Origin of the sequence: Virgibacillus dokdonensis (genome assembly GCF_900166595.1) — a bacterium.
Lineage (GTDB): Bacteria > Bacillota > Bacilli > Bacillales > Amphibacillaceae > Virgibacillus > Virgibacillus dokdonensis.
Genome location: NZ_LT745763.1, coordinates 3,669,977 through 3,681,927 on the forward strand (window position 1 = coordinate 3,669,977; position 11,951 = coordinate 3,681,927).

Consider the following 11,951-nt stretch of genomic DNA (forward strand, 5'->3'; position numbering starts at 1 on the left):
TAGCAAAGAGCTTTTTTTGTTTACTATGATGATGCGCGAACTTCTGGCTTCCGCGAGCGATTTTCTGGCTGACGTGAGCGATTTTTCGACTGACGCGAGTGATTTCCACGCAGGAGCTATCGAGGTTTCGACACATGAAAAAAGGTTCCTTCAGCAGAAAACTCTTTTCATTTTATTTCTTTTTATGACGTTTTGTAATTTTTGCGGTTAGATCATCAAATAATGTGTAAATAACTGGGATTAACAGCAGGGTGAAGATACTGGATATCCCGAGACCAAATATGATTGTAACAGCTAATGGTTGTTGTGTTTCCGCACCTTCCCCTAAAGCCATTGCTAATGGTACCATTGCTAAAATAGTGGTTAGTGTCGTCATTAGGATTGGACGCAATCTACTTGGCCCTGCTTCTAATATAGCAGCGTATCGTTCCATTCCTTTACGACGCAGAAGATTGATATAATCTACTAGCACAATGGAGTTATTGACGACAATCCCTGCCAGCATAATAATTCCAATAAACGCTGGGATACTTAATGGAATTCCCGCAATAAAGAGTCCAAGCATTACTCCAATCACTGTTGTTGGCATAGCAAACATAATGATGAGCGGAAATAGGAAGTTTTCAAACTGAACAGCCATCACCGCATATACAAGGAAAATCGAGAATACTAATGCGATTGCTAAATCAGTAAATGATTCTGTCATATCCTGTGATTGACCACCAATTTCATAGTTATAACCTTCAGGGAGATCCATGTTATTCAACGTCTGCTCAACATCTTGGGTTATACTCCCTAAATCACGATCAACGATTTGACTGGTCACATTCATTTGTGGTTGCTGATTTTCTCTTTGCAAACTTACAGGTCCACTCATTTGTTTAAATGTAGCTACCTCATCCAAGGAAATGGTTGGACCTTGCGGCGTTTGAATTTTCATATCATGCAGATCCTCTATTTTACTCCGCTTCTCTTCAGGATACATTAATGTAACATCCATCTCCTGACCTTCTTCTCTATATTTTGTTGCTACTTGACCAGTGAATTGCATTTGAATTTGCCCTAAGACTTGTTCTTGATTCAGTCCATACAGCGCAGCTTTTTCTTGATCCACTTCAATATTCATTTGCGGTACACCTTCAGAAGCTGACGACTCAGGATTATAAATTCCTTCTACTTGTTCAATCTCTTGAACAACTTGTTCAGAAATATCTCTTAACATATCGTGTTCTGGCCCGTTTAACTGGATTTGAATCGGATCGCCCATATTCATACCAGAATCCATGGAATGAACAGTAATTTCTGCACCTGCTATTTCCTGCAACTTATTATCTATCTCTTGAACGATTTGCACCGTTGTTTTTTCTCGTTCACCCGAAGGAATGAGTTGCATTGTATAAACGGCTTGATTTCCACTACTGCTTCCACCTCCAGCAGCCATGCCTCCGCCGCCAACACTGACGTAATTTGTTTCAATCACAGATTCAAATGGCGTTAATTCCTTATTAACTTGATCTACAATGTCTTCTGTATGCTCTAAAGAACTCCCAGGCGTTGTTTCTACACGGATTTCTAATTGCCCTTGATCTGCAGAAGGAATAAATTCAGCTCCAATAAACGGTGTCAACGCAAGGCTTCCGACAATAGCTAAAATGGTAACAAAAACGGTTGTTTTCCGATGACCAAGTACCCATTTAAGAACCTTTTTATATTTGGCATTTATCCAACCTAAAAAGCGATCGAACCAATAACGTTTCCCACTATCTTGCAACGCTTTTTGTAACAGTTTAGAAGATAGCATTGGCACTAAAGTAATTGCTACTACTAAAGAAGTAATTAGGGAAAACGAAACTGCTAGTGCCAAAGGTGTAAACATATCAGAGGCAATTCCTTCTACATAAATAATTGGTAGAAATACAACCAATGTCGTTGTTGTTGAAGCAATTACCGCAGGCGCTAACTCCGTCGCTCCTTGTATAGCTGCATCTTTTAAACTATATCCACGTTGTCTATATGAATAAATATGTTCCAAGATAACAATAGAGCTATCTACCATCATGCCGAGCCCAAGTGCTAGACCACCTAAAGTTAATATATTTAATGTTTCACCTGTAAAGTACATTAAAATAAACGTTGTTATAATCGCAATTGGTATTGACAAACCAATAACAATCGTTGCACGGACACTTTTTAAAAAGAGAAGCAAAATAAATATGGAGATAACCCCACCAATTAAAATGTTTTGTACAACAGAGTCAATCGACATTTGAATAAAATCAGATGTATCAATAATAACGTCCAAATTAGCGTCTGAAGGTAAATCTTGTTTTATTTCTTTTAAGCTATCTTCTATATTGGTAGCTACTTCCACTGTATTACTATCTGTCTTTTTTAAAATAGATAACACTACAGAAGGCTTACCGTTAACTAAGGTTAGCCCAGCATCTGTTTTAAAGTCATCTTTCACTTCAGCTAAATCATTAACATGCACCGTTGCGCCAGATTCCGTTTGAACGATCGTTTGTTTGATATCCTCTAATGATTCAAATTGCCCGGTTACTCGAATTTGTAAATCTTTGTCACCTTTCTCCACTGTACCTACTGACGCTGATTGATTCGTACTCGACAACGCCTGCATAATAGCTTGGGAAGTAGTTCCATACTGTTGTAGTTTAGCTTCATCAAGAATTAATTGAATCTCTCGTTCTTTTCCACCTTCTACATTAACGGAACCTACACCACCTTGTCGCTCCAAAAATGGGACGACTTGTTCATCAGCGGTTTCCGTTAACGATGCTACATTTTCTCCAGTTAAACCAACCCACATAACGGGCAGTTGGTCTGGATTAAAACGCATGATATTTGGGTCCCCTGCTTGACTAGGAAGAACCCCTTTCACTTGGTCAACACTTTCTCTTACATCCAATAAAGCTTGATCTAAATCTGTGCCATTTTTAAACATAAGTAAGACAAGCGAAGAACCGGCTTGCGATTGCGATTGTACCGTTTCAATTCCTTCTACTGTACTAACTGCTGATTCAATTGGTCTACTGATTAAATTTTCTACTTCTTGTGGCGCTGCATCTTGATAAGATGTCGCTACAACTGCTACTGGGAGATCAATTTTTGGAAAAAGATCTACGGTCAAGCTCCGTAAAGAAACAGCTCCCAGAGCTAGTAGAGCAACAACAATCATAATAACGCCAACGGGACGTTTGACAGATGTTTTAATTAACTTCAAGGTTTACTCCCCTTTCGCAACTTTAACCTGGCTTCCATCCTTTAACGATAGTTGTCCTTTTACGATAACTTGATCGCCAGATTTCACGTCGCCTTCAATTGCCGTTTCTTCTGTTTGTGATTCTTCCACAGAAACGTCCACACGCTTTGCTTGCTTATCTTTTACAATATAGACAAACGATTCACCGCCTTGTTCTTCCACAGCACTGGTTGGAACTACGATAGCATCTTTTATTGTCGTTTCCTTTACAATTAACTGAGCGGTCATGCCTGGTAATAGCTCCGAATCTTCATTATCGATCTCCGCTTCTATAGGATAAAGCCCTGTATCATTTGGAACGGAACCAACAGAAGTAATCGTTGCTGTCCATTCTTTTCCTTCTATATGGATAGGTAGCTCATCATCTTCTTCCAATAGTTTACGATCACTTGCTGTTACAGACAATTCCACTGTTAAAGGATGAAAATCTGCAACAATCGCTAGAGGTTCTTCTTGAGACACCATTTCTCCCTCATTTGCGGTTAGTTGAACAAGCTTGCCATCTTTAGGTGCACGAATACTTTGGCTTCCAGCTTGTGAAATGATCGTGGCAATAACCTCATTTTCCTCCACCTGGTCTCCATTGTTAACCTTTAACTCATCAATTTTTCCTGAGGCTTGCAACATCACGGGACTGGAAACAGAGGGACGCGTTCTGCCATAAATACTTTTTTCAATTTCAATAGAACCTTCCTTCACCTCTTCTGTTTCCACAGGTACTACGCGCTTTTCCTTTTCCTCTTTTGTTTCTTCTTGATTACATGCAGCTAATAAAAGAATCATCCATACAACCGTTCCAACAATTATAATCTTCTTCACCTGTGTTGCTCCTCTCTATCACTATCAAGCTGTTATAATAATTCAATATTCAATATAGTAGCGATTTTACTGACATCTTCTATTAATATATCATAGGCATAAAAATGGGCCAGTAAACCTTGAATAACAACGATATTACAATCTTCAAGCCCTTCTTTTTCCAATAGGCGTACAACTTCATATAATCGCTCTTTTTTGCTTTGTTGCACATCTAACAATACTATCTTTTCTTTTAAAGCGTTTAAAACCTTTTGCAATGTCTGCTTCTCCAAGGTAGATCTTCTCGTTGATTTGTAGATTTCCGAGATTTGTGCCATATCGACCAGTCCGGAAGATTCTCGCTTTAACATACCCGTTATTAAATCATGCAAACGCCGAACAATAAATTCCCCCGCTTGCTCTTTATCAAGATCAACATTTTCCAAAACAAACCAATGGAAATAACTATGTAATAAGCCTTCTGCTTGAATAATCGCATCGATTAAAAATTCCCGCAATTGCTTCCCATATATCTTTTCTAAGTTGTCCTTCAACCAATGAAAATGATCTACCCTTACATCCGTTAATTGTTGATCCAACTCCTCAATAATAAGGATATTACTTCTAAAATACATCATAATATGGTCCTTATGTTGTTCCATATATTTCATTAATATGGCTATTTGTTTGGCAAAGCGTTCTTTATCGTCACCTTTCACATCTACCTGGTTCAGTTCTTCCATAACCTGTATGTGAAATGCTTTTACAGTTGTTATCGTAAATGCTTTTTTAGATGGAAAATAACTGTAAAAAGAACCCTTTGAAATACCTGCTTTATTGGCAATTTCTTGAATAGACGTATTATGATAGCCTTTTTCAGCAATTAATTTCATGCCAATTTCCATTAATTTCTTTTTCTTTTCAAGCATTGCCCTCACCTATTTCTTTTACGAAACATAGCGGAAAATGTTTCAATGGTTTCACTTTTTTGAAACATTTACAAAAAGATGCTGTTTAACTATCCCTTTGACTAACTGGTCAGTCAATCAGAGATGTTCATATGATAACAGTATATGCGTTGTAAAAACAAGTTAAAAAACTCACTTACTTTCATTGGAGAAAAAAGTATGATTAGAAAATAGTTAAACAAGACTGGATATCGCACATTAATATGCGAACAGCTCTCGGTAGTCGTTAAGTTACAACTATTCTTTTGACAACAATGAAATCAAGCCAAGTAATTTAATACATCGTTATTTGCATTTTGTCATATAGATTTATTAGCATATTTACAAAAATCGGTATCACTCACACAGCTGTTACAATCGTTTTAGGCGTGATCTCGGTATAGGGAATTTTGATTGTCCAAAGAGAAATGTTCGATTCAAATGGACGATTACCTGACTTGTCCGCTTATACTGTAAATCGAAAGTATTCATCGATATATCCAATTGAATCCCTGAACCATCGAAAAAAGTAACATATGTACCACTTTTATTTTCCTCAAAACCGTAAATATGATGATAAGTAAGCCACACATTATTTTTATTTTTTACAGAAGCTGTTGGCATCATAAAAACACCTTTATCTGGTATCACAGGTACAGGAAGCTTACTTGAAGAATCGAGTATATCTTTTACAGCTAGTCTTCTCCCCTCTAATGAAGATCCGTATATTAAACAACTATTATCTAAAATTTGCTCTGGTTTATGAATGGACATTTTCTCGGCCCTTCCACTTTCCATAATCCGAGAACGATAATAGCTATGTTCATTCCTGTATATTGCTTTTGTATGCGGTGATATGACATACAACGATGTAATCCTCTGTTTCAATCCGTATCCACCTTTCTTCCCCAATCAGATTCTCCAGTCTCCTTAGAAAAAATTGGCTTATCATCAAGTCTTATGGCAAAAGACCTTTGTTTTTCTTATACTATAAACCAAAAAATCTTCTACTTTCCTATAGTGTAAATATCACAGCTCTGTTTACTTTTTATTGTACTACCTCCATTACTCGATGTCTCGGTTTGCCAACTTAGTAAGGCCAAGTAAACTTGTTAAGAGCAGATGTTTCATGTACACTTTTAAACATGCTTTTTAATCTACTTATTTCTTAGAATTCATTCAAATTCCGCCCCCCACAATGGTATGAATGATAATCCATTTAAGAAAACCTTATCGAGTATTTTTTGCTAATTTATTTGTCGAATTAACTGCTCTAGTCCTTAGAAAAAATGGTAAACAAAAGCAGAACACAAATAAAGTACATGGTGTTCTGCTTTTATAAGTAAAATACGTACTATACCTTGCTATTGCTTTCACTTAAATGCGGTAAATATTCCCTATTTACAACGTTGTGAATGCAATAACTAACTTTTTGCAACCACATCATAACATAGAGCCATGAAAAGTGAATCTTCCAGCAGTGGGGATTTTTTCTCCCTCAATGTTTGTTCCTATCCCAAGGGTATAGACCAGGCTAATTACAAAATGGACTTTTATGCCCTGTTTTCTTCCTTTTAGCCAGACTCACAACGCTTAATCCTTGAAACGAGATGCTTTCATCACCTTAAATTTACGATAAAACTCCATTTGACAAACTTATTGAATCCCCTAGCTTGTCACTATCTAGCTACTTGTTATGCATGGAAGTACTATTATTGATTTTTCTCGTTTTGCTTTTCTTCATCTTCCATCATATTGTCATTGCCATTGTCGTTCGTATTACCATTATCTTCATCCTGTAGTTCTTGATCGTTTTCATCCATCCCACCATTATCATCAGCAGGATTGTTGTTGTTGTCCTGTTCCTCCGTCGGAGACTCATCTGCAGGATCCTCGTCATTACCCATATTACAAGCAGTAATTAGTGATAACACTAAAACAGAAGCACCAAACTTCATGATAAGCTTTGATTTCATGTATACTACCTCCTTTTATAATTGGTTCGTTTTTTATCTTAACCAACTTAAAAGAAGTCATACTCTTTTTTTATCCATTTTCAACTATTTCAGACATTTTTTTATGTTGATAGCTATTCACCTATTGGAATAATGCTCGAGCTTACCGATGTAATTATTTAATAGCAAACATGATTTCCGCCTCGCAAGCTAACTCTCCATCTACTTTGGCAACTGCTTTTCCTTTACCAATTGGGCCTTTTAAGCGCAAAATTTCCACTTCCATTTGTAATTGATCTCCTGGACGAACTTGACGTTTAAAGCGACAGTTATCGACTCCTGCTAAGAATCCAATTTTCCCACGATTCTCTTCTTTTCCTAGAATAGTAATGGCACCAAGCTGAGCTAAAGCTTCGATAATAAGCACTCCTGGCATCACCGCATATTCAGGAAAATGCCCTTGAAAAAAAGGTTCATTAGCTGTAACATTTTTCAACCCAGCAACACGCTTTCCTTCTTCTATCTCTGTTACTCGATCTACTAGTAAAAACGGATAACGATGAGGAATAATCTCTTTAATTTGTTCTACATCCATAGGTATAGCCTCTTTTCTTAATTATAATTTATATTATACGTATCTTTCTCGTTGAAAAAACACCTACGTCATGATGCGACAAAGGTGCTACTTTGATTTTGTAACAATATCAATAATATGCTGCCACGTTTCTATTTTTAACACATCTAGTGGTGATCCATCACCAATGACTCCATAGCCGACCATTAATCCAACAACCAAGGCAATCATACAAAATAATAAAGTAACGATGATACGTAACCAAATTGGAAAAATACGCACCCTAATCCGAACATTCTTTTTATTCGGTGTTTGCTTACCATTCTCCTTGTCGTGATTATGGCGGCTTGGCTCATCATGAGCTTCCGTTTCTTGTTGTTTGTTTTGCCAAAGTTGTTTCCATGCTTTCATAAACGAATTATATTTGCCTTTGAAAGTTGGATTCTTTTGCATGGACATATTCTTTCTCCTTACTTTTCACATTAACTAAATCTTCAATCAGAAGGGGGCTTCTTTTATCCCCCTCTAATTGTTTAGTAGCCCAAAGGGTATGACCTAAAGACCTCACGTATTAACGTAGCTGATTAATCAACCCAGACATTTGATCGCCCATAGAAATCGTCCTAGCATTAAATTGATAAGCTCGCTGTGTCATAATTAAATCAGACATTTCCTTGGACATGTTTACGTTAGAAGCTTCTAATTTTCCACTTTCAAGCATTTTACCCCCAGCTGCTGGTTGAATAGCATCAGCAAATGCTACTTGAGCATTTGCTTCCTCAGATAAACGAAATGCATTTTCCCCTGCAGCTTCAAGTAAATGGGGTCGCAAAGCTTCAACAATAGCAAGTGTTCCTACAACTTCACTGTCATCGCCACGCTTCACTACGATCTGTCCATTTGGCTGTACAGCAATGGCGTCAAATCCAGTAGCTGTAATAATCGGGCCATCAGCACCCAGAATAGCATTTCCGTTTTTATCCACAAGCATCACTTCTTGATTTCCGTTTATCGGAGTTAGATAAAATGCGCCATCCCTTGTATAACGTGTTTCTGTTACTCCATTTTCTGTTGCTTCTACTTGAAAGAAATGGTTTGGTGCTAACAATGCCGTGTCTAAACTGCGATCTGTCTTACGCAAAGAACCAACTTGGAAATCTGCGTTAATGGAACCCAATTTTGCTCCAGAACCAATTCGTAAACCATCAGGAGTCATTCTTCCTTCTGCATTTGCAGGATCTGTAAGGTTATCCATCTGTTGAAAAAGTAGCGAAGAAAAGTTTGCCTGTCTACTTTTATAACCAGTTGTTTGACTATTAGCCATGTTATTACCAATAACATCCATTTTATTTTGCAGTTGATTCATCGTTACCGCAGCCTGAATCATCGTTCTTGACATGGTCATCTCTCCCCTACACTAAACGTCCGATTTCACTAACTGCTTTTTCCATACTTTGATCGTACGCTTTTAGTACACGCTGGTTCGTTTCAAATAAACGGTAAGATTCCATCATTTGTGTCATTGCCTGTAAAGCATCCACATTCGATCTTTCCAGAAAGCCTTGTTTCACGGAATAAATGGCTTCTGCGGGAACTGCTTCCACATCTCCTGCGTACACATTATTCCCTTCCTTAACCATTGTGTTTACATCTGTACTATAAGCAATTCCTAAAGCCGTTGCGCCATCAGCAGTTTGTAATAAACCATCAGAGGTTACTGTAAAGTCCATATCATTTGTTTCAATAGGCTCCCCATTCTCGTCTAACACATAGTATCCTTCGTTAGTAACTAAAAACCCGGCGCCATCTACGGTAAAGTTCCCATTTCTAGTATAGCGTACATCTCCAGACTCATTTTGCACGGTAAAAAAGAGCGCCCCGGATTCATCAGGTAAATCTCTTTGGGTTAATGCAAAATCAGTAGAAAGCCCCGTCTCTTGGACATCTCCTTGTTCGAAATTTGGGATCATTTCTTGAACATATACTCCCGTATTTAGCGAACCTATTGGTTGCTGAAATGGTACATTTGGTTTATTTTGTACTGGAAGCTTTTTTCCTGACATTTGATGTAATAGCATTTCAGGAAAAGCACGCAACGTCGTTTGATCTGCTTTATAGCCTGGAGTATTCGTATTGGAAATATTATTCGCAAAAGCTTCTTGCTGTCGTTGTTGTGTGATCATGCCATTAGCAGCTGTATAAAAGCCTCTTAACACTAGCGTTACCTCCTTGATTATACCAACATGTTTATATCACTTTTTTACGGTCGACTTTGTCAATGTTTTCTAACATCATACCAGTACCTTTAGCGACACAATTCATTGGCTCTTCAGCAATAAAAACAGGCACCTTTAATTCCTCAGCCAACAACTCATCAATACCATGAATCAAGGCCCCGCCACCTGTTAAAATAACTCCTCTATCTATAATATCGGCAGAAAGTTCTGGAGGTGTACGTTCTAAGACAGATTTTGCAGCTTGTACAATGAGATAAACAGATTCACGCAATGCTTCTTCAATTTCTTTGGAGTTCACTGTAATGGTTCGCGGCAAACCAGAGACCATGTCACGTCCTCTAATTTCCATTTCTTCATTACGCGAACCTTGGAAAACAGTAGCTACGTTAATTTTAATTTCTTCCGCCGTTCGCTCACCGATCAGCAATTTATACTGTTTCTTTATGTATTGAAGAATTTCGCTATCAAAATTATCACCAGCCATTTTAATGGACTCAGATGTAACAATATCTCCCATTGAAAGAACAGCTACATCCGTCGTACCGCCACCAATATCAACGACCATATTCCCACTCGGTTGAAATATCTCCATACCTGCACCGATTGCAGCTACTTTTGGTTCTTCTTCTAAATAAATTTTTTTACCACCTGATTTTTCTGCTGCCTCTTTAATCGCTTTTTGTTCCACTTTTGTAATATTGGTAGGACAGCATATTAAAATCCTTGGTTTCGCTAAAAATCCTTTGACATTAATCTTATTGATGAAATGCTTTAACATTGCTTCAGTAACATCAAAATCAGCAATTACTCCATCCTTCAATGGACGAATTGCCTCAATATTACCTGGTGTTCGACCAACCATTTTCCTTGCTGCCTCGCCAACTTCCAAAACTTTTCCTGTATTTCGATCCATGGCAACAACAGACGGCTCATTCAAAACAATCCCTTTTCCTTTGAGATGAATTAAGACGTTTGCTGTTCCAAGATCAATTCCTATATCCCTTGAAAACATGGGCTAATATCCTCCTAATTACAAACTATATCTTTATTTTGTCCATACTACCTCTAATATATTATTTTACCACAATTCTCTACAATTAACTGCAGTTTATTATAATTTTGTTAGAAAAAAGTCAGCTTATCACCTATCTTTATCCCAAGCTATTCACACCTCTAAAATAAGTGCAGAAAAAATGAAAAGAATGGATATCCAACAAAAATAAGCCAAATAAAATAGAATCTATATGACTTTTGCTCCATGTATGCTTTCCATATTAAAAAAGCTCTGTTTTTGGTTATACGAATCCCTTGTTTTTTCCATCATTTTTTTAAATGATAATGATGGAATAATATATGACGTTTTATCAAAATGTCATGCACCCACGGAAAAACACTATGCCAGCTAATAGGTTGGTTATAAACAAACATCCTCTATATGTAACTAGAAAAAACTTGGCGATATGCCAAGTTTTTTCTAGCGTGACCCATAACGAAGGGAGAGCCCTATAAAACCTTTCATTTAAGAGGGTATTATCCTACAGGTTTTACTTCTTTTTTAGTGGTTGAATCTGCATCTACCATATATTTCTTTTTCGTTGCTTCCCCACCTCGCAAATGTCTAATTGCTTTATGATGTTCTAAAATTTTTTTAACGTGCTTTGCTAATTCTGGATTAATCTCGGGTAATCTTTCCGTTAGATCTTTATGGACTGTACTTTTAGAAACACCGAACTCCTTTGCTATAACGCGAACTGTTTTTTTTGTTTCCACCACATAATTCCCTATCTTGATCGTTCGTTCTTTGATGTAATCGTGCACACCGTTCGCCTCCCTGAGTTGTATATTTCTGAGGTGACCAATTGGTACAGGCGTTTATAAATGGATAGTTAGAACCATACAATATTTGTTTTATGTAGATAGTATTTATAGTTTAGAAAAAGTTTTAAAATTCTGTATTTTAAAACTATAAAATATCAGTAATGATGTTTTTCAGCTGCTTAGCAGGTTCACATACCTCACCTCAGACACTTATGTTTTAGTGGTTTGTATAAGTTTATTATGACGCAATGAGGTTTATGCTTAAAAAAGAGACCTTGTTCATATAAGACAAGCCAATTTACAATTAAACTGGAAATTATATAGGATACAGAATGAAAACCG

11 protein-coding genes are annotated in these 11,951 nt (G+C 37.2%); all 11 read right to left on the bottom strand.

The features are described from left to right. Nucleotides 1–172: 172 nt before the first annotated feature. The 11 genes from B2C77_RS18570 to spoIIID all read right to left on the bottom strand — a co-directional run bounded on the left by B2C77_RS18570 (nucleotide 173) and on the right by spoIIID (nucleotide 11,609). Nucleotides 173–3,241, bottom strand: coding sequence for an efflux RND transporter permease subunit (locus B2C77_RS18570; RefSeq protein WP_077706388.1), 3,069 nt, complete (start codon nucleotides 3,239–3,241; stop codon nucleotides 173–175). A gap of 3 nt (nucleotides 3,242–3,244) precedes the next feature. After that, entirely contained in the window at nucleotides 3,245–4,099 is an 855-nt protein-coding gene (locus B2C77_RS18575) for an efflux RND transporter periplasmic adaptor subunit (protein ID WP_077706389.1), read from the bottom strand. 32 nt (nucleotides 4,100–4,131) lie between these two features. Beyond that, nucleotides 4,132–5,007: a TetR/AcrR family transcriptional regulator gene (locus B2C77_RS18580; protein ID WP_077706390.1), complete on the bottom strand. Its 876-nt coding sequence runs from the start codon at nucleotides 5,005–5,007 to the stop codon at nucleotides 4,132–4,134. A 390-nt stretch (nucleotides 5,008–5,397) separates the two neighbouring features. Beyond that, complete coding sequence (locus B2C77_RS18585) at nucleotides 5,398–5,913, bottom strand: competence protein ComK (RefSeq protein WP_073009343.1); 516 nt, start codon at nucleotides 5,911–5,913, stop codon at nucleotides 5,398–5,400. Nucleotides 5,914–6,737: 824 nt separating this feature from the next. Further along, a complete protein-coding gene (locus tag B2C77_RS18590; RefSeq protein ID WP_077706391.1) occupies nucleotides 6,738–7,001 on the bottom strand; it encodes a hypothetical protein in 264 nt (87 codons plus the stop codon). A 154-nt stretch (nucleotides 7,002–7,155) separates the two neighbouring features. Then, entirely contained in the window at nucleotides 7,156–7,575 is a 420-nt protein-coding gene (gene fabZ, locus B2C77_RS18595; protein WP_077706392.1) for a 3-hydroxyacyl-ACP dehydratase FabZ, read from the bottom strand. A gap of 87 nt (nucleotides 7,576–7,662) precedes the next feature. Beyond that, nucleotides 7,663–8,013: a DNA-directed RNA polymerase subunit beta gene (locus tag B2C77_RS18600; protein WP_237342796.1), complete on the bottom strand. Its 351-nt coding sequence runs from the start codon at nucleotides 8,011–8,013 to the stop codon at nucleotides 7,663–7,665. Between the two features lie 112 nt (nucleotides 8,014–8,125). Beyond that, nucleotides 8,126–8,953 carry a flagellar hook-basal body protein gene (locus B2C77_RS18605; RefSeq protein ID WP_077706393.1) on the bottom strand — a complete coding sequence of 276 codons (828 nt, stop codon included), beginning with the start codon at nucleotides 8,951–8,953 and terminating at the stop codon, nucleotides 8,126–8,128. Between the two features lie 13 nt (nucleotides 8,954–8,966). Beyond that, nucleotides 8,967–9,770 carry a flagellar hook-basal body protein gene (locus B2C77_RS18610; RefSeq protein ID WP_077706394.1) on the bottom strand — a complete coding sequence of 268 codons (804 nt, stop codon included), beginning with the start codon at nucleotides 9,768–9,770 and terminating at the stop codon, nucleotides 8,967–8,969. 31 nt (nucleotides 9,771–9,801) lie between these two features. After that, complete coding sequence (locus tag B2C77_RS18615; protein ID WP_077706395.1) at nucleotides 9,802–10,803, bottom strand: rod shape-determining protein; 1,002 nt, start codon at nucleotides 10,801–10,803, stop codon at nucleotides 9,802–9,804. A 518-nt stretch (nucleotides 10,804–11,321) separates the two neighbouring features. Further along, a complete protein-coding gene (gene spoIIID, locus B2C77_RS18620) occupies nucleotides 11,322–11,609 on the bottom strand; it encodes a sporulation transcriptional regulator SpoIIID (RefSeq protein WP_077706396.1) in 288 nt (95 codons plus the stop codon). Between the last annotated feature and the right edge of the window lie 342 nt (nucleotides 11,610–11,951).

What these genes read in the sequence shown, in the direction of transcription:
- B2C77_RS18605 (WP_077706393.1), bottom strand. Translation starts at nt 8,953, where the DNA reads ATGTCAAGAACGATGATTCAGGCTGCGGTAACGATGAATCAACTGCAA.
- B2C77_RS18590 (WP_077706391.1), bottom strand. Translation starts at nt 7,001, where the DNA reads ATGAAATCAAAGCTTATCATGAAGTTTGGTGCTTCTGTTTTAGTGTTA.
- B2C77_RS18615 (WP_077706395.1), bottom strand. Translation starts at nt 10,803, where the DNA reads ATGTTTTCAAGGGATATAGGAATTGATCTTGGAACAGCAAACGTCTTA.
- fabZ (WP_077706392.1), bottom strand. Translation starts at nt 7,575, where the DNA reads ATGGATGTAGAACAAATTAAAGAGATTATTCCTCATCGTTATCCGTTT.
- B2C77_RS18580 (WP_077706390.1), bottom strand. Translation starts at nt 5,007, where the DNA reads ATGCTTGAAAAGAAAAAGAAATTAATGGAAATTGGCATGAAATTAATT.
- B2C77_RS18600 (WP_237342796.1), bottom strand. Translation starts at nt 8,013, where the DNA reads ATGTCCATGCAAAAGAATCCAACTTTCAAAGGCAAATATAATTCGTTT.